Genomic DNA, 17,658 nt, shown 5'->3' with positions numbered 1-17,658 from the left:
AGAGCAAGCGTCCTGCGATCTTGGAGGAGAACAATGTCGGAGCACCCCGGTCCCCCATCGTTCGAACAGCCCGCCGGCGGGTCACCGACGCCCGGTCAGACCCCGGGCGAGCGGCCCGCACCCGCCCCCGAGAGTGCCCAGGACCAGACCCACGCAGCCGGGCGCGGACAGGCCCCGTACGGACAGACCACGTACGGACAACCGCAGACCCCCTACGGACAGCCCCAGGCCCCGTACGGCCCGCCGTGGCAGTCCTCGCCGCAGTGGCCGGCCAGCGGTCAGGCGGCCGCCCCGACGCCGGGCCCCGGCCAGCTGCAGCCGCCCCACAAGCCGCGGAGCGGATCCGGCCGGCTGGTCGCCCTCGTCCTGGTCGGCGCGCTGCTCGGCGGCGGCGTCGGCTCGGCGGCCACCCTGGCCGCCACCGGCATGAACAACCAGGTGGTGACGGGCGGCACGACCACCCCGGTGGTCCAGGGCAACGGCACGGCCGTCGACTGGGCGACGGTCGCGAAGTCCGTCGAACCGGCCGTGGTCTCGATCACCGTCACGTCCGGCAACAACGGGGCGGAGGGGTCGGGGGTCATCCTCGACACGCAGGGCCACATCGCCACCAACAACCACGTGGTGAGCGGCGGCCAAAACGGACAGATCAGCGTCACCCTGAACAACAACACCATCCACAAGGCCACCATCGTCGGCACCGACCCGGGCACCGACCTGGCGGTGATCAAGCTCACCGATCCGCCGAGCGACCTCACCCCGATCGCCTTCGGCGACGTCAACAAGGTGGCGGTGGGCGACCCGGTGATGGCGATCGGCAATCCACTGGGGCTGTCCGGCAGCGTGACCACCGGCATCGTCTCGGCCCTGCACCGGCCGGTCAGGTCGTCGTCGAGCGAGAACCAGCAGCAGTCCCCGTTCTCCCAGGGGCAGACCCAGTCGGCCGACACCACCGTGGTCACCGACGCGATCCAGACCTCCGCCGCGATCAACCCGGGCAACTCGGGCGGTGCCCTGGTCAACGCCTCGGGCCAGCTGATCGGCCTCACCTCGTCGATCGCCACGCTCGGCAGCTCCTCCAACAGCCAGTCCGGCAACATCGGCATCGGCTTCGCGATCCGTGCCGACCAGGTGCGGGCGGTCACCAACGAGCTGATCAACAAGGGCAGCGCCACCACGCCCCTGCTCGGGGTCTCCACCACTGACGGGGTCAGCACCGTCGGTGGCCAGCAGGTCGTCGGCGCCGAGGTCAAATCGGTCAGCTCAGGGTCACCGGCCGCCAAGGGCGGCGTCCGGACGGGCGACGTCATCACCGGCATGGACGGGGTGCCGATCACCGGATCGGTCAGCCTGGCCGCCCGGGTCCGCAGCCAACAGGTCGGCGACACCGTCACCCTCGACGTCAGCCGCGACGCCACCACCCAGCAGATCAAGGTGACCCTCGCCGGCAAGTGACCCCTCACCGGCAGGGTCACCCTCACCGGCACGTGATCCTCGGCCACAGGGTCATCCTCACCGGCACGTGATCCTCGGCCACAGGGTCACCCTCACCGGCACATGACCCTCACCGACAGGAGCCCTGTCGGCAGAGGTGACCGGTGCGCCGTGGCCGCCGCGTCACCCTGCCCACCCGCGTGAGTAGGGTGACAGCGTGACTGTCGATCTGGGCTGGGGGCTGGCCATCGCCCTGGTGGCGCTCGTCGCCCTGTCGGTGCTGCTGTCCCGCCTCGGTGAGCTGGGCCTGGCCCGCCAGCAGGTGATCGCCGCAGTGCGGGCGGTCCTGCAGCTGGCCGTGGTCTCGTTCATCATCGTGGCCGCCGTACGGTACGTCTGGTCGGCGCTGCTGTTCGTGTTGCTGATGTTCTGCATCGCCACCTGGACGGCCGCGGGCCGGGCCGGGGTCCGCAACGCGATCGGCTGGGTAGCGGTGGCGATCGCGGGCGGCATCGTGCCGGTCGCCGCGGTGATCTTCCTGTCCGGCGCATCGCCGTGGAACGGTGCGGCGATCATCCCGATCGTGGGTATCATCGTCGGCAACGCGATGAACGCGCACACCTTGGTCACCCGCCGCGCCTTCCCGGCGCTGCGGGAGCAACGCGGGCAGTACGAGGCCGCCCTCGCGCTCGGTTTCGAACGGCCCTGGGCCATCCGTCAGATCATCCACCCGGGGACGGCCGAGGCCCTGATGCCCAACATCGACACCACCCGTACGGTCGGGCTGGTGACCCTGCCGGGCGCGTTCATCGGTGTTCTGCTCGGCGGCGGCTCCCCCATCCAGGCAGGCGCCTCCCAGCTGCTGGTGCTGATCGGCATCATGGCCGCCAACGCCGGCGTCGCGGTGCTGGTGGAACGGCTGGCCGCCGCCGGGAAGTTGCTGCCGCCCGACCTGAAGGCGAGCCTGCGTCCCTGACCGGCACGCCTGGCCCTGCTTGCCCCCGACCCGAGACCCGCGACCTGCGCCCCGGACCTGTCATCCCGGACGCGCCCCAGACGCCAGAAGGGCGACCTCGCCGCAGCGGGTCGCCCTCCTGGCGAACACCGGACCGGGTCCGGCGATCGGGGTCAGATCTCGGTCAAGGGTCAGATCTTGATGCAGACGTTGGAGATCTCGGTGTAGAACTCCAGGCCGTGCACGCCGCCCTCGCGGCCGATGCCGGAGTGCTTCATGCCGCCGAACGAGGTGCGCAGGTCGCGGAGGAACCAGGAGTTCACCCAGACGATGCCGGCCTCGAGCTGCGGGGCGACCCGCAGCGCACGCGACATGTCCTTGGTGAAGAAGGTCGCCGACAGACCGTACTTGGTGTCGTTGGCGAGCCTGATCACCTCGTCCTCGTCGGTGAACGGGATCAGCGCGACGGCCGGGCCGAAGATCTCCTCGGTGGCGACGCGCGAGTCGTGCGCCAGACCGGTCCAGATGGTCGGCTCGACCCAGGAGCCACCGTCACGCTCGTCGCCGAACGTCGGGGCGCCGCCACCGGTGACCACCGTGGCGCCCTCCTCCTCGGCGAGACGGTAGTACGACAGCACCTTGTCGCGGTGCTCATCGGAGACCACCGGGCCGAAGTTCATCGCGTCGTCGTCGGGGTAGCCGTACGTCAGCTCGTTCTCGGCGTAGTCCTTCAGCCGGTCACGGACCTGACCGAAGATCGACTCGTGGACGTAGACCCGCTCGGTGCCGAGGCAGACCTGGCCGGTGTTGAGGAAGCAGGACCGGCCCAGCTCCTTGACCGCCAGGTCGAGGTCGGCGTCCTCGAAGACGATGCCGGCGTTCTTGCCGCCCATCTCCATCGAGGTGGCCTTCAGCGTGTCGGCGGTCGCCTTGATGATGATCGAGCCGGTCACGGTCTCACCGGTGAAGGTGATCCCGTCGACGTCCGGGTGCGAGGTGATCATCGCGCCGGTCCTGCCGAAACCGTTCACCACGTTGTAGACACCGGCCGGCACGCCCACCTCGTTCATCACCTCGCCGAGCAGCGAGGCGGTGGACGGGGTGACCTCGGAAGGCTTCACCACGACGGTGTTGCCCATGGCCAGGGCGGGGCCGGCCTTCCAGGTCATCAGCAGCAGCGGCAGGTTCCACGGCGAGATGATGCCGATGACGCCACGGGGGCGGCGGACGCCGAAGTTCCAGGCACCGTTGCCGTCGGGGGTGTCCATCCGGAAGGTCTCGGTCGCGTGCTCCTTGAGGGTGTGCGCGAAGGCCTTGAAGTTCGCGGCGCCACGCGGGATGTCCACGTGGGAGGCGACCGAGTACGGCTTGCCGGTGTCGAGGACCTCGAGCTCGAGGAAGTCGTCGAACCGCTTGGTGATGCCGTTGGCGATGTCGAGGACGAGCTCGATCCGCTGATCGGTGGTGAGCTGGCCCCACGGACCGCTCAGCGCGGCCCGGGCGGCCGCCACCGCGGCGTCCACCTCGGCCTGGCCGGCAGTGTGGACGTGCGCGGTGACCTCGCCGGTGACCGGGTAGAGGACATCGAACGTGTCGCCGGTCTCGACGTACTGGCCGTTGATGAAGTTGGCCACGTTGCGCGGCGTGATGACCTTGTGCATGGGTGCCTGTTTCCTGTCTGTGCTGCTGGTCTGTGGGGTGCTAGCCCTGCGCGGCCGCCCGCCGGGCCTGTCGCTCGGCGATCGTCTCGTCACCGGCCGCGAAGTGGGTCTTCGGGATCTCCCGGATGACGACGCGGATGCTCTCCTTGGGAGCCGCCACCGCCGTCACCGCGGCCTCGGTGAGCTGGGTGATCAGGGCCCGGAGCTGCTCGGGGGTCCGTCCCTCGGTGAGGGTGCATTCGATCAGCGGCATCACTCATCACCACTGTGGAAGTGCACCGACCCGAGGTTGGTGAAGTGGAAGGCGATGGAGGTGCCGGGGGTGGCGAAGTAGGCGTCGGTGATGCCGCCGGTGAGCACGATCCAGCCGGCCTCGATCGCCAGGCCGCGCTTGGCGAGGTCGTTGGCGGCCAGCGCCAGCGCCTCGCCGGGGTGGCCCTGCACCGCGGCGCCGGTGGCGGAGTCGACGATCTCGCCGTTGACCTCGACCAGGACCGCCTCGGTGGACAGATCGACGTCCTCGGGCCGGACCGCGATCGGGCCGGTGGAGAAGGCCCCGGACGAGGCGTTGTCGGCGATCACGTCACCTGCGGTGAAGCGGAAGTTCTTGTAGCGGGAGTCGATCACCTCGCCACCGCCCTGGACCTGGCCGACAGCGGCCATCGCCTGGGCGGCGGTGACGCCCGGCCCCTCGAGCCGGTCCTTCATCACGAAGACCAGCTCGGGCTCGATCCGGGGGTGGATCAGCCGGTCCTGCGGCACCGGGTCGCCGGCGGGCAGGATCATCGCATCGGTCAGCCAGGCGACGAAGGGCATGTCGACGCCCATCCGCTGCTGCTTCGCGCGGGAGGTCAGCCCCAGCTTCACGCCGATCAGCTTCTCCCCGCGGGCGAGGCGCTTGGCCAGGTTGGCGTCCTGGATGCCGTACGCCCCGGCGACGTCGCTCGCCAGCTCGGGCCACTCGTCGCTGATCGGTTCGCGGTCGCGGACCTCGTCCTCGCAGGCGAGCAGCTCCGCGGCGACGCTCTCGTAATCCCAGGCCATGGGTCAGTTCTCCTTCGGGGTGTTGGCGATCAGGGCGGTCACCGAACCGAGTCCGCCGAAGTTGGCGGTCACCCGGTCACCCGGGCCGACCGGGACCATCTTCGTCACCGAGCCGGGCAGCACGACCTTGCCGGCCTCCAGGGTGGTGCCGAGCGGGCCGACGGTGTTGGCGAGCCAGACCAGTGCGTTGATCGGCGAGCCGAGGACGGCGCCGCCGGCACCGGTGCCGACGACCTTGCCGTTCTTGTGCATGGTGCAGCCGGCCAGCCGCAGATCGAGGTCGCCGAGGTAGCTGGGCGTGGAGCCCAGCACGACGCCGCCGCCGGAGGCGTTGTCGGCGACGGTGTCACCGATCCGGATGTCCCAGTCACGCACGCGCGAGTCGACGACCTCCAGGGCCGGCAGCACGTAGTCGATGGCGCGGATCGCGTCGACGACCGTCACCCCGGGGCCCTGCAGGTCCTCCTTGAGCACGAAGGCGATCTCCGGCTCGACCCGGGGCAGGATGTGCCCGCTGAGGTCCATCGGCATGTTCTCGAGGTAGAACTGGTCGGTGAAGATGTGGCCGAAGTCCGGCTGGGCGACCCCCAGCTGCTTCTGCATCGCCGGAGAGGTCAGCCCCACCTTGTAGCCGCCCACGGTGCGGCCCTCGGCCAGCCAGCTGCGCACGGTCAGCATCTGGATCTCGTAGGCGTCCTCGATGCTGAGGTCGGGGTAGGTCTCCCGCAACGGCGGGATCGACACCCCACTGCGGTTGGCCTCGAGCAGCGCCTCCGCGGCGCTGGTCCGGCTGATCGAATCCACGTTCTTCTCCTTCCGTCGGTTGTCGGTCTTGCGAGGTGGGCGGGTCAGCGCCCGAGGGAACGACTGATCCGCTGGGCCGCGGTGTGCAGCAGGCGGGCCAGCGTCGGCACCTGGGGGGCCAGTCGTTCGTTGGGCCCGAGCAGGGACAGCGCAGCGTACGCGTGCTGCTGGAGGTCCAGCAGCGGCACCGCCACCGTCGAGATGCCCTCGTACGACTCGTGGTCGGCATGGGCGTAGCCGAGCCGGCGCACCTCGTCGAGGGTCGCCTCCCACTCCGTACGACTGCGGATGGTGTGGCTGACCCGGGGCGGGAAGCCCGCCTCGGTCCGGGCCCGGGCCGCGTCCGGGTTGTACGCCGCCATCACCTTGCCGGAGCTGGTGACGTGGCTGGGCAGCCGGCGCCCGGACTTGGCGAGCAGCTTCGCCCCCGCGCCGATCTCCAGCCGTTCGATGTAGACGACGTCGGCGCCGTCGGGGACCGAGAGGTTGACCACGTAGCCGGTCTGCCGGCTCAGCTCGAGCATGGTCGGCATCGCGACCTGGCGCAGGTCGAACCGCGCCTGGGCCAGGTGCCCCAGCTCGAACAGGTGGATGCCGAGGCGGTAGCGCCCGGTGTGCGGGTTCTGCTCGACGATCCGTCGCGAGGCCATGGTGGTGAGCAGCCGGTGTGCGGTGCTCTTGGCGATGTCGAGGCGGCGGGCGATGTCGGAGACGCCGAGCTCCCCGTCGACGGAGAAGCACTCCAGGACGTCGAGGGCGGTGCCGACGGACTTCAGCTCACCGCTGCGGGGCTCCTGGCGGTCGCTGCGGGAGCGCGCCGTCGTGGTGACCTCCCAGGTCCTGCTCGGCCCGGTCGTTGTCGACGCCGTTCTGCTCTCGGTCTGTTTGCCCGCTGCCACGGCCGTCATCGACCGAGCACCGCCGCGGCGCCTGCCTCGGCGATCTGCCGGTCCTCCTCCGAGGTGCCGCCGGAGCAGCCGACGGCACCGACCAGTTCGCCGTCGATCACGATCGGGATGCCGCCGCCGAAGATCACCAGGCCGGGACGGTGCGGGATGCCCTGGCCGACCGAAGCGTCGTCACCCGCGAAGAGCTCCGACCACTGGTGGGTGGGCAGCCCCTTGAAGGAGACCACCGAGATGGCTTTGTCCTGCGCGATGGAGGCCGACATCAGGGCCGCCCCGTCCATCCGGTCGAAGCTGACCAGGTTGCCCCCGGCGTCCGCGACGGCGATGTTGACGGCGACGCCCAGCTCGGTGGCCCGGGCGACCGCCCCGGCGATCGCTGTCCGGGCTCCATCGAGCGAGATGACGGTCTGCGGGCGGGTGATGGACACGGGGGTGACTCCTTCCGAGGCGTACGGGTCGGCGTACGGGGCTGGGTGGGCGGTTTCGCCGGCGGTCCGGGGACCCGGGTGGAGGATCCCCGGACCGCGACGGTTGATCGGACTAGGTGAGGACGGTGGTGAAGCGCTCGTTGAGCTCGCGGGCGTGGTAGAAGATCGCCTTGCCGAGCACATCCGGGGTCCAGGTCACCATCGGGCGGTCCGGGAACGACAGGTAGCCGCCGGCGAAGACCTCGTTGCGGTTGCCTGCCGGGTCGAAGAAGTAGACCGTCTTGCCGCGGGTGATGCCGTGGCGGGTCGGGCCGACGTCGATCGGCACGTCGTCCATCGAGAACAGGTCGGCGGCGCGGGTGACCTCCCAGCCCTCCTCCAAACGGAAGGCGAAGTGGTGCAGCTTGGACTGCGGGCCCTCGAGGACGGCGAGCTGGTGGATCTGGGTGGTGGCGGTCATCCAGACGGCGATGGTGTGCTGGTCGGCCGGATCGAGCGAGGTGGCGACCTTCTCCGCGGTCCAGTAGCCGAAGCAGTCGTGCAGGAAGCGCTCCATCAGCCCGCAGTCCTCCGCGGTGATCAGCGCATGGTCGAGGGCAGGGGCACCGACGCCGCGCAGGTCACGCGGGAAGGCCTCCGGGTTGACGTTGCCGACGGCGGCCTGACCGGAGGTCATCTCGTGGTAGACGTCGAACAGGTGGCCGGAGGGGGTGTGGATCCGGAGGATCTCCCCGACCTCGAGCTCCTCGCCCTTGGAGATGCGCTCAGTGGTCGCACCGAACGCGTGGGCCTTGTTCTCGATGTCGGCCAGATCGTCCTCGTACTGGGCCTTGAAGCCGAACTTCACCAGGCCGACGCCACCCTCCTCGAGCACGACGGAGTGGTGGTCCCACTCGTCCCAGCCCTTGAGGTACACCTTGTTGTCGGTGGCGGCAACCTCGTCCAGACCCATCGTCTGGGTGTAGTGCTGACGGGCCTCGGCCAGGTCGGTGACCCGGACGTGGGTGTAGCCCATTCGCATGATCGCCATGAGGGAACTCCTTTGTTGTCGTGGCGGTTGTTGTCGTGGCGGTACTGAATCGGATGCTAGGTGGATGGACGGGATCCGGTGGCTGACGAGAGGTACGTCACACCGGGGTACTGATCCGCGGCGTTTTCGTCGGGACTTCCTTGGCGGACAGCATGTAGCGCATCAGGGGGTTGACCAGGCGCAGCGAGTTCTCCCGGAACTCGACGACCATGTCCTGCGTCGGCACCGCCCGGCAGGGCAGGCAGACACCGTGGGCGGCCTCCTCGGGGGTGACGACCTCGTCGGAGACCGGACGCTCGTAGGTGAACGATCCGTCGTGGACGTCGATCTTGCAGAAGCCGCAGCCCCCGCGCTTGCAGCCGATGCGCATCGCATATCCGGTGCGGTAGAAGGCGCCCATGATGGTCTCACCGTCACGCACCTCGACCACTTCCCCGGTCGGGTGCACAGTCACCTTCGTCATGGCGCTCCTTCGCGTCAGTGCCTCGGGCCGTCCGCGGGCGGCTCGTCGTGCGATACCCAGAACTTTCCTGCAGACGTGTGGCCCCCACCACATTCGTTCCTCGATGCGGAACGGGGTTCGCCCAGCTGGAACGTTACCCGCTGCGCCGCTGCGCCGGACCTAGGCGAATTCCCGGATCGCTTTCGGCAGTCTTGCCGGGTCCCAGTGCAACTCCCGAGTGGCGATGTCGAAGGCGTAGCGGTCGGTCATCCCGCCGATCCAGGTGATCGCGGCACGGACCGTCTCCGGCGAGTCCGCCGGGGCGTCCGGGGCTCCGGGCAGCCGCTCCGGCCGGTGCGAGTAGTGCTCGACCAGCGCCCGGAGCAGGTCGACGACCGCCCGGGACTGGGCCACCGACTCCGGTCGGGTGTAGATCCGTTCGTAGTTGAAGGACCGCAGCCCGGCCAGCGCGGCCGCTTCGTCGGGCCCCATGCCGACCTCCCCGTACGCCCCGACGGTCCGGACGACGGCCCGGACGAAGGTGCGGATCTGGGTCCGCCGGTCCCGGCCGCACCCCTCGGCCACCGCCTCCGGGAGCTCGTCCAGGGTGACGATGCCGGCCCGGGTGGCGTCCTCCAGGTCGTGGGCACAATAGGCGATCCGGTCGGCCCAGGAGACGATCTCCCCCTCGATGGTGGCCGGTGCCGGCCGGGACCAGGAGTGGTTGCGGATGCCGTCGGTGGTCTGGGCACACAGGTTGAGGTCGACGAGCGCGACGTCGGCGCCCCACGGGCCATGGTCATACCCTTCCGGCAGGTACGGATCGAAGGCGTCCTCCGAGGCGTGGCCGCCGGGGCCGTGTCCGCAGTCGTGGCCGAGCGCGATGGCCTCGGTCAGCGCCACGTTGGCTCCGACGCCGCGGGCGATCGACGACGCGACCTGCATCACCTCGAGGGCGTGGGTCAGCCGGGTCCGCTGGTGGTCGGTGGGGTGGACCACGACCTGGGTCTTGCCGGCCAGGCGGCGGAAGGCGGTGGCGTGCACGATGCGATCGCGGTCACGCTCGAAGCAGGTCCGCTCCGGGTCGGGCTCCTCCTCGCGGGGTCGGTCGCCGGCACCGTACGAGAACGCCGCCCCCGGCCGCAGGGTCGCTCGCTCAAGAGCCTCCCGGGCCTGTCGGCCGATCACCTCACCGGGGCCGATCGGCGCCGACGAATCAGCGTGCGCGCGGACGATCCGGTCCCCGTGGCGGTGTCCACCCATGGTGCGGGCCCACTGCCGGGCACGCGGCAGCGGGTCGGTCGTACTGTCAGACACGACCGGGTCGGTCGACAGGGCCGGATCTGCGGACACGTCATGGACGTCCATGCCCTCCATCCTGCCAGCAGCCCCTGACATCGGCCCCGAGCGAAGGACTCAGCCGCCGGAGACGCCGAGCTCCGCGGCGGACAGGTCCTCGCCGAGCCCGCAGGTGTCGGCCAGCCAGCCCTCCGGCATGGCGACGCGGTCCCGTGGCGACCCCTGCCGGCCCCGGGCCACCCCGACGGCGGTGTCCGGGAAGGCCACTGTCGGGTCGAGCCGACCCAGCAGATCGTCGAGCTCGGCGAACGAGGAGACCATCGCCAGACCGCGTCGGACATCACCCCCGACCGGGAAGCCCTTGAAGTACCAGGCGACATGCTTGCGCAGGTCGGTCAGGCCGCGCCGCTCCCCCATCAACCCGGCGAGCAGTTCACCGTGGCGACGGAACATCGCCGCGACCTCGCCGAGGGTCGGCAGGGTGCGGGTCGCCCGGCCGGCGAACGCGTCGGCGAGATCACGGAACAGCCAGGGCCGGCCGAGGCAGCCGCGGCCGATCTCGACCCCGGCGACCCCGGTCTGCCGGACCATCTCCAGGGCGTCGGCAGCCTCCCAGATGTCCCCGTTGCCGAGCACCGGGATCGAGACGTGCCCGACGAGCTCGGCCATCGCGTCCCGGTCGGCGTCGGAGGAGTAGGCCTGGGCGACCGTACGCCCGTGCAGGCAGATCGCGGCGATCCCGGCGTCCTCGGCGATCCGACCGGCGTCCAGGAAGTACCGGTGGTCGTCGTCGATGCCGACCCGGGTCTTCATCGTCACCGGGACACCGTGGCGGTCGGCGGCCCGCACGGTCGACCGGAGGATCTCGCCGAGCAGATCACGCTTCCAGGGCAGCACCCCGCCGCCGCCCTTCCGGGTGACCTTGGGCACCGGGCAGCCGAAGTTGAGGTCGACATGGTCCACCCCGAACTCGGCACAGAGGATCTCCGTCGCGGCTCCCATCACCGCCGGGTCGACGCCGTAGAGCTGCACCGACCGGACCTTCTCGGCGGGCGAGAACGCCAGCATCTCCAGCGACTTGCGGTCGCGCTCGACCAGGCCGCGGGAGGTGATCATCTCGCAGACGTACAGGCCGGCGCCCTGCTCGGCGCACAGCTCCCGGAAGGCGGCATTGGTCACCCCGGCCATCGGTGCGAGCACGACCGGGGTGTCGACGACCACCGCGTCCGGCCGGGACGGAGCCGAAAGGGCCAGCGGGGCGGGCACGCCGAGCGGGGCGGGCGGAGCGGTCAGGAGCACCGGGCGATTGTACGCGGAGTGCCCACGCCCCCGACAGTCGCGACGTGACAGGATGGCACCATGACCCCCCGCGCAGTCGTCTTCGACATGGACGGTGTCCTCACCGACACCGAGAGCGTCTGGGACGAGGTGCGCCGCGGCCTGGCGGCTGAAGAGGGCCTGCCCTGGCCGGCCGGGGCCACCCGGGCGATGATGGGGATGAGCACCCAGGAGTGGAGTGGCTACCTGGTCGGCACGGTGGGCCTGAGCGGCACCGCCGAGGAGGCCGCCCGCCGCACGATCGACGCGCTGGCACAGCGCTACGCGGTGGACCTGCCGGCTCTGCCGGGCGCCGTCGACGCGGTCCGGCGACTCGCCGCACGGTGGCCGCTGGGGCTCGCGTCCTCCTCGCCCCGGCGGCTGATCGACGTCAGCCTGACCATCCTGGGGATCGCTGCGGAGTTCCGGGTCACCGTCTCGACCGAGGAGGTGGGCCGGGGCAAGCCGGCCCCGGACGGCTACCTGCGTGCCTGCGAGCTGCTCGGTGCCGATCCCGCGCAGTGCGTGGCGATCGAGGACTCCAGCAACGGCCTGCGCGCCGCCGCAGCCGCGGGGATGGCGGTGATCGCGGTGCCCCGGCCCGACTTCCCGCCCGCGCCGGGCGCCCTGGAGCTGGCCGACGCCGTGGTCCCCCACCTCGACGATGTCACCCTCGACCTGGTGGAGGGGCTGCGCTGATGGCCACCCCGGAGTTCATCCTGCGCCAGCGGGCGAAGCTCGGCCACGAACTGCTGTGGCTGTCCGGCTGCACGGCCGTCGTGCTCCGCGACGGGTCGCGGGGCCCCGAGACCCTGCTGGTCCGGCGGGCCGACAACAGCATGTGGACGCCCGTCGCCGGCATCATCGATCCCGGCGAGGAACCGTACGCCGCGGCGGTCCGGGAGGTGCACGAGGAAGCGGGGGTGGTGGCCGAGGTCGAGCGGCTGGCCTGGGTCACCGTGACCGATGTGGTCACCTACGAGAACGGCGACCAGACCCAGTACATCGACCACATCTTCCGGTGCCGCTGGCTGTCCGGTGAACCACGCCCGGACCTGGAGGAGACCACCGAGGCACGGTTCTTCCCGATCGACCGGCTGCCACCGATGGACCCGGTGCACACGAGCCGGGTCCGGGTGGTCCTGGAGGACCGACCCGAGACCCGGCTCGGACCGTACGTCGCCTGACCGGCACGGCCTGACGCCGACACATGGTCCGAACCGCACCGCCCGCACCGCACCGCCTGAACGACACGACCTGAGCCGTACGCGGCCCGACCGGCCCGGAGAAGAGACCAGTCCTCTGCCCGGGGGAAGAGGTCAGGCCTCGGCGCTGGACCAGTCGGCGGCCAGGGCACGGACCCGGGCGACCCGGGCGAGGATCGCCTCGGTGTCGGTGGGATCGGAGACCAGGCCGACGAGCATCGCGGTCAGCGGCGCTCCGGGACGGCTGGGCCCGTGCGCCACCTCCGCGATCATGTCGAGCATCGGCGTACGGATCCGGTCGAGCACCTCCGGGGCGATGCCCAGCTCAGCGACCACCGTGTCCAGCCATTCACCCATCCGGCGCATCTTCTCCGCCTCGGCATCGGGATCCGACGACTTGGCCATCCCAGTCCTCCCTCGCGCAGTGCCGGCCCGCAGGGCTCAGCAGCCGATGAGCTTGCCGGCCAGGTACGACTCGACCTGGGCGATCGCGACCCGCTCCTGGGTCATTGTGTCACGCTCGCGCACGGTGACGGCCTGGTCCTGGAGGGTGTCGAAGTCGACGGTCACGCAGTACGGGGTGCCGATCTCGTCCTGACGACGGTAGCGCTTGCCGATCGCCTGTGCGTCGTCGAAGTCCACGTTCCAGTGCTTGCGCAGCTGCGCCGCCAGCTCCTTGGCCTTCGGGGTGAGGTCCTCGTTGCGCGACAGCGGCAGCACCGCGGCCTTCACCGGCGCGAGGCGCGGGTCGAGCTTCAGCACCGTACGCTTGTCGACGCCACCCTTGGCATTGGGCGCCTCGTCCTCGACGTACGCGTCGGTGAGGAAGGCCATCAGCGAGCGGGTCAGGCCGGCCGCCGGCTCGATGACGTACGGCGTGTAGTGCTCACCCTTGGCCTGGTCGAAGTACTCCAGGACGGTGCCGGAGTGCTCGGAGTGGGTGCCCAGGTCGAAGTCGGTGCGGTTGGCCACGCCCTCCAGCTCGCCCCAGTCGGAGCCCTGGAAACCGAACCGGTACTCGATGTCGACGGTGCGCTTCGAGTAGTGGGAGAGCTTCTCCTTGGGGTGCTCGTAGAACCGCAGGTTGGCCGGGTCGATGCCGAGCTCGACGTACCACTGGTGGCGGTTGTCGATCCAGTACTGGTGCCACTCCTCGTCGGTCCCCGGCTCGACGAAGAACTCCATCTCCATCTGCTCGAACTCGCGGGTGCGGAAGATGAAGTTGCCGGGGGTGATCTCGTTGCGGACGGACTTGCCCACCTGGCCGATACCGAACGGCGGCTTCTTGCGCGCCGCGGTCATCACGTTCTTGAAGGTGACGAAGATGCCCTGGGCGGTCTCGGGGCGCAGGTAGTGCAGGCCGGACTCATCCTCGACCGGGCCGAGATAGGTCTTCAGCATCATGTTGAAGTCCCGCGGCTCGGTCCACTGGCCCTTGACCCCGCAGTTGGGGCAGTTGACCTCGGACAGTGCCACCTGGTCGGGATCGGCGACGTCATGCTTGGCGGCGTAGTCCTCCTGCAGGTGGTCGGCCCGCAGCCGCTTGTGGCAGGAGAGGCACTCGGTGAGCGGGTCGGTGAACACCCCCACGTGACCGGAGGCCACCCAGACCTCACGGGGCAGGATGATCGAAGAGTCCAGGCCGACGATGTCCTCGCGCCCGGTGACCATCCACTTCCACCACTGGCGCTTGATGTTCTCCTTCAGCTCGACGCCGTAGGGTCCGTAGTCCCAGGCCGACCTCGTGCCACCGTAGATCTCGCCGCTGGGGAAAACGAAGCCGCGCCGCTTGGCGAGGGAAATGACATTGTCGAGCTTGCTCGGGGCCACGTGTTTTCACTCCGTCTGTCTGTCCGGGGGCATCCGGCTGATGCCACCGGCGGCCAGCCTAGCCGACCACCCCCGCCACAGCGTCAGACGGTGCCCCGGGGGACGTTGTCCCCCAGCTCGTCGGCCGGCAGGTAGGCACTCGGCTCGTCCAGGGCGTACGCCATCACCGGCATCAGCGCATACGTGGCGACCGCGCCGCCGATCGCCCGCCGGTAGCTGAGCGGGTCGTCCCACCGGGTCACCAGGGCCCAGAGCAGGGGGTCGTCGAGGTTGCGGACCAGGTCGACGCCGGCCACCCCGGGGCGGGCCCGGAAGTGGTCGACGGCCACGTCGGCGGCCGCGGCGAACTCCGCCGTACGATCCGCGGGGACCCGGAAGCGATGGATCACCAGCACGGGAAGCAGACTACCCCGGCCACCTGCTGCCTCGACCACCCGATATTGACATTCATTCCCATCTTGTTGAGAATGATTTTCATGAACGGTTCACGTGTCCTCGCCGGTGTCTCCGCCCTGGCCGCCGTCGCTCTGCTGGGCGCCTGTGCTGGTTCCCCCTCGTCCGCCCCGTCGTCCGGGCCGAAGCGGGTCGTCGCCGCGATCTATCCGTACGAGTGGCTGGCCCGCCAGATCGGTGGCGATCGCGTCACGGTGGAGGGCCTGCTGCCACCCGGCGGCGAGGCGCACGACCTCGAGCTGACCCCCCAGCAGGTCGCCGATGTGACGACCCGGGGCGACCTGATCATCTACGAGTCCGCCTTCCAGGCCGCCGTCGACAACGCGGTCGGTCAGGGCACCCGGGGCCGGGCCCTGGACACCCGCACCCTGGTGCAGAACCTCGACACCACCGAGACGGCCGCCGGCCACGACCTCGAGACTCCCACCTCCGCCCACGACCACGCGGCCGACCCGCACGTGTGGCTCGATCCCACCAACATGGTCACCATGGCGACGGCGGTCCGCGACGAGCTGGTCGCCCTCGACCCCGCGGGCACCGACAGCTACCGGGCGAACACCGACACGGTCACCGCTGAGCTCAAGGCCCTGGACGGCGACTACTCCGCCGGCCTGGCCACCTGCGAGCGCCGCGGGTTCGTCACCTCCCACGAGGCGTTCGGCTACCTGGCCCAGCGCTACAACCTGCAGCAGATCTCCATCCGCGGCCTGGACGCGACGGTCGAGCCGACCGCTGCCCGGATCGCCGAGGTGCAGGACCTGGCCAAGCGCGAGGGGATCACCACGATCTTCTACGAGACCGCCGTCTCCCCCGCGGTCTCCCGGTCCATCGCCCAGGATGTCGGCCTGCGGACCGACGTCCTCGACCCGCTCGAGGCCAGGCCGACGGACACCTCGCGCGGCGCCGACTACCTTGGGGTGATGCGCGCGAACCTGCAGTCCCTCCGGACCGCCAACGGATGCCGGTGATGCCCGGGAGCCCGACGCCGCCCGGCACCGATGCAGCAGTGGTCAGCCTGCGCGACGTCTCGGTCACCCTGGGCGGACTGCCCATCGTCCGTGGCGTCTCGGCCGACATCGGCCCGGGTGAGTTCGTCGCCCTGCTGGGCGCCAACGGATCGGGCAAGACCACCCTGCTGCGGGCCGTCCTGCGGCTGGTCCCGCACCAGCGCGGCCGGATCGAGCTGTTCGGCGTGCCGCAGCACGAGTTCCACGACTGGCGCCGGATCGGCTACGTCCCCCAGCACGTCGATCCGGGGCTGCTCACCGCGACCGTACGCGAGATCGTCGCCGCCGGGCGGCTGCCGCTGCGACGTCCGTTCATGCCGCCGCGCCGGGCCGACCGGGAAGCGGTCGACCGGGCCATCCGCGAGGTGGGACTGACGGCGAAGGCCGGCACCCAGCTGGCGCACCTCTCCGGTGGGCAACGGCGCCGGGCGCTGATCGCCCGGGCGCTGGCCACCGACCCGGAGCTGCTGGTGATGGACGAGCCGTTGGCCGGGGTCGACGTGGCCACCCAGCAGTCGCTGGCCGACCTGCTGCGTACGCTCACCGCCGACCGCCGACTCACCGTCCTGGTCGTGCTGCACGAGCACGGTCCGTTCGCCGACCTGGTCCGGCGCAGTCTGCTGCTGCAGGACGGCCGACTGGTGTTCGACGGAGTGGGCTTCGACCCCGACCTCCCGCACGAGCACCACCTGCCGCCGGAGCACGTCTCCTCCCACAACGACTGGGTGCCGGCGTACCCGTCCTTCCCCGAGCCCGAACAGGAGGACGCATGACGACGATCCTCAGCTACCCGTTCATGGTGCGCGCCCTGATCGGGGCGCTGCTCACCGGCCTGATCGCGCCGACGATCGGCATCTACATCGTCCAGAAGCGGCTCAGCCTGCTGGGCGACGGCCTGGGTCACGTGGCCCTCGCCGGGGTCGGCCTGGCGTTGCTCACCGGCACCTCTCCGCTGCCGGTGGCGATCACCGTGGCGATTCTCGGTGCCGTGCTGATCGAGTACCTGCGCCAGCACCAGCGCGCCTCGGGCGACGTCGGGCTGGCGATCCTGTTCTACGGCGGTCTGGCCGGCGGTGTCTTCATGTCCGGCCTGGCCGGCGCCGGCGGCCTGAACCAGTACCTCTTCGGGTCGATCACCACGATCAGCGACGGCGACCTGCTGATGATCGTGGTGCTCACCGTCGTCGCCCTGGTGGTGTCGGTCGGGCTGGCCGACCGGCTGTTCGCGGTGGCGACCGACGAGGAGTACGCCCGCACCCTGGGCCTGCCGATCCGGTTCTACAACTACCTCACCGTCATCCTTGCGGCGGTGGCGATCTCGCTGTCGATGCGGACCGTCGGCCTGCTGCTGGTCAGCGCCCTGATGGTGGTGCCGATCGCGGCGAGCCGCAACCTGGTCACCGGCTTCTGGCTGACGATGGTGCTGGGGATGGCCATCGGGGTGCTCTCCGCGACCGGCGGCATCGTCGGCTCGTTCTACTGGAACGCCCCGCCCGGGGCACTGATCGTGCTGATCGCGATCGCGGTCTTCATCGTCTCGCTGCCGATCGGCGGCGCGCTGACCCGGCGGCGCCACGCCGACCGCGCCGTCCCGGTCGTCGACGAGATCGTCCCGGCGCCGCACGACCACGCGGAGGGCCACGCCCACGTCCACGGCGGACCCGACTGCCACCACCCCGCGGTGCGTCACGGCGACCATGTCGACTACGTGCACGACGGCCACCGCCACGCGATGCACGGCGACCACTACGACGAACACTGAGCGCACGACGAACACTGAGCGCACGACGGACATCGAGCGCCACGACAGCGAGCGCCACGAACAACGGGACAGGAGGTGG

At 70.5% G+C, this 17,658-nt stretch carries 20 protein-coding genes; 7 read left to right on the top strand and 13 right to left on the bottom strand.

Annotation, left to right across the window (positions count from 1 at the left end; translation table 11 throughout):
- The first annotated feature begins 33 nt into the window (after positions 1 to 33).
- Both VB059_RS04675 and VB059_RS04670 read left to right on the top strand, forming a co-directional pair.
- On the top strand, positions 34 to 1,455 hold the full coding sequence (locus VB059_RS04675; RefSeq protein WP_323420863.1) for a S1C family serine protease: 1,422 nt from the start codon (positions 34 to 36) through the stop codon (positions 1,453 to 1,455).
- A 232-nt stretch (positions 1,456 to 1,687) separates the two neighbouring features.
- Entirely contained in the window at positions 1,688 to 2,410 is a 723-nt protein-coding gene (locus tag VB059_RS04670; RefSeq protein ID WP_416339501.1) for an ABC transporter permease, read from the top strand.
- A 170-nt stretch (positions 2,411 to 2,580) separates the two neighbouring features.
- On the opposite strand, the gene VB059_RS04665 is transcribed toward VB059_RS04670, so the two are convergent.
- From VB059_RS04665 to dusB, 10 genes are all read right to left on the bottom strand, one after another.
- Positions 2,581 to 4,050, bottom strand: coding sequence for a 2-hydroxymuconic semialdehyde dehydrogenase (locus VB059_RS04665; protein ID WP_323420861.1), 1,470 nt, complete (start codon positions 4,048 to 4,050; stop codon positions 2,581 to 2,583).
- Positions 4,051 to 4,090: 40 nt separating this feature from the next.
- Positions 4,091 to 4,303 carry a 2-hydroxymuconate tautomerase gene (locus VB059_RS04660; protein ID WP_323420860.1) on the bottom strand — a complete coding sequence of 71 codons (213 nt, stop codon included), beginning with the start codon at positions 4,301 to 4,303 and terminating at the stop codon, positions 4,091 to 4,093.
- Positions 4,303 to 5,094 (bottom strand): 2-keto-4-pentenoate hydratase, encoded by a 792-nt coding sequence (locus tag VB059_RS04655; RefSeq protein ID WP_323420859.1) that lies wholly within the window; start codon positions 5,092 to 5,094, stop codon positions 4,303 to 4,305. The genes VB059_RS04660 and VB059_RS04655 overlap by 1 nt, the downstream gene beginning before the upstream one ends.
- 3 nt (positions 5,095 to 5,097) lie before the next feature.
- A complete protein-coding gene (locus VB059_RS04650; RefSeq protein WP_323420858.1) occupies positions 5,098 to 5,898 on the bottom strand; it encodes a 2-keto-4-pentenoate hydratase in 801 nt (266 codons plus the stop codon).
- 44 nt (positions 5,899 to 5,942) lie between these two features.
- Positions 5,943 to 6,806: an IclR family transcriptional regulator gene (locus tag VB059_RS04645; RefSeq protein ID WP_323420857.1), complete on the bottom strand. Its 864-nt coding sequence runs from the start codon at positions 6,804 to 6,806 to the stop codon at positions 5,943 to 5,945.
- Positions 6,803 to 7,234 (bottom strand): heme-binding protein, encoded by a 432-nt coding sequence (locus tag VB059_RS04640; protein WP_323420856.1) that lies wholly within the window; start codon positions 7,232 to 7,234, stop codon positions 6,803 to 6,805. The genes VB059_RS04645 and VB059_RS04640 overlap by 4 nt, the downstream gene beginning before the upstream one ends.
- 112 nt (positions 7,235 to 7,346) lie before the next feature.
- Positions 7,347 to 8,264, bottom strand: coding sequence for a catechol 2,3-dioxygenase (locus tag VB059_RS04635; RefSeq protein WP_323420855.1), 918 nt, complete (start codon positions 8,262 to 8,264; stop codon positions 7,347 to 7,349).
- Positions 8,265 to 8,361: 97 nt separating this feature from the next.
- Entirely contained in the window at positions 8,362 to 8,727 is a 366-nt protein-coding gene (locus VB059_RS04630) for a 2Fe-2S iron-sulfur cluster-binding protein (protein WP_323420854.1), read from the bottom strand.
- A 159-nt stretch (positions 8,728 to 8,886) separates the two neighbouring features.
- Positions 8,887 to 9,969 carry an HD domain-containing protein gene (locus VB059_RS04625; protein ID WP_323420908.1) on the bottom strand — a complete coding sequence of 361 codons (1,083 nt, stop codon included), beginning with the start codon at positions 9,967 to 9,969 and terminating at the stop codon, positions 8,887 to 8,889.
- 153 nt (positions 9,970 to 10,122) lie between these two features.
- On the bottom strand, positions 10,123 to 11,298 hold the full coding sequence (gene dusB, locus VB059_RS04620) for a tRNA dihydrouridine synthase DusB (RefSeq protein WP_416339500.1): 1,176 nt from the start codon (positions 11,296 to 11,298) through the stop codon (positions 10,123 to 10,125).
- A 66-nt stretch (positions 11,299 to 11,364) separates the two neighbouring features.
- On the opposite strand from dusB, the gene VB059_RS04615 reads away from it, so the two are divergent.
- Complete coding sequence (locus VB059_RS04615; RefSeq protein WP_323420853.1) at positions 11,365 to 12,021, top strand: HAD family phosphatase; 657 nt, start codon at positions 11,365 to 11,367, stop codon at positions 12,019 to 12,021.
- A complete protein-coding gene (locus VB059_RS04610; protein ID WP_323420852.1) occupies positions 12,021 to 12,509 on the top strand; it encodes an NUDIX domain-containing protein in 489 nt (162 codons plus the stop codon). The genes VB059_RS04615 and VB059_RS04610 overlap by 1 nt, the downstream gene beginning before the upstream one ends.
- A 132-nt stretch (positions 12,510 to 12,641) precedes the next feature.
- Here VB059_RS04610 and VB059_RS04605 read toward each other — a convergent pair whose 3' ends face one another.
- From VB059_RS04605 to VB059_RS04595, 3 genes are all read right to left on the bottom strand, one after another.
- Positions 12,642 to 12,932, bottom strand: coding sequence for a DUF6457 domain-containing protein (locus VB059_RS04605; protein WP_323420851.1), 291 nt, complete (start codon positions 12,930 to 12,932; stop codon positions 12,642 to 12,644).
- A 36-nt stretch (positions 12,933 to 12,968) separates the two neighbouring features.
- The gene (locus VB059_RS04600; RefSeq protein WP_323420850.1) at positions 12,969 to 14,357 is read right to left on the bottom strand and encodes a glycine--tRNA ligase; all 1,389 of its coding nucleotides are present in this window, start codon (positions 14,355 to 14,357) and stop codon (positions 12,969 to 12,971) included.
- Between the two features lie 83 nt (positions 14,358 to 14,440).
- On the bottom strand, positions 14,441 to 14,752 hold the full coding sequence (locus tag VB059_RS04595; protein WP_323420849.1) for an antibiotic biosynthesis monooxygenase: 312 nt from the start codon (positions 14,750 to 14,752) through the stop codon (positions 14,441 to 14,443).
- 81 nt (positions 14,753 to 14,833) lie between these two features.
- On the opposite strand from VB059_RS04595, the gene VB059_RS04590 reads away from it, so the two are divergent.
- From VB059_RS04590 to VB059_RS04580, 3 genes are read left to right on the top strand one after another with little or no spacing between them, the layout of a single operon-like run.
- Entirely contained in the window at positions 14,834 to 15,778 is a 945-nt protein-coding gene (locus tag VB059_RS04590; RefSeq protein ID WP_323420848.1) for a metal ABC transporter substrate-binding protein, read from the top strand.
- A complete protein-coding gene (locus VB059_RS04585; protein ID WP_323420847.1) occupies positions 15,778 to 16,590 on the top strand; it encodes an ABC transporter ATP-binding protein in 813 nt (270 codons plus the stop codon). The genes VB059_RS04590 and VB059_RS04585 overlap by 1 nt, the downstream gene beginning before the upstream one ends.
- Positions 16,587 to 17,579 carry a metal ABC transporter permease gene (locus VB059_RS04580; protein ID WP_323420846.1) on the top strand — a complete coding sequence of 331 codons (993 nt, stop codon included), beginning with the start codon at positions 16,587 to 16,589 and terminating at the stop codon, positions 17,577 to 17,579. The genes VB059_RS04585 and VB059_RS04580 overlap by 4 nt, the downstream gene beginning before the upstream one ends.
- Positions 17,580 to 17,658 lie beyond the last annotated feature (79 nt).

Origin of the sequence: Raineyella sp. (assembly GCF_034933565.1) — a bacterium.
Classification (GTDB): domain Bacteria; phylum Actinomycetota; class Actinomycetes; order Propionibacteriales; family Propionibacteriaceae; genus Raineyella.
The sequence above is the reverse complement of the archived record's forward strand: the minus strand, read 5'-3'. Positions and strand labels throughout refer to the sequence as shown.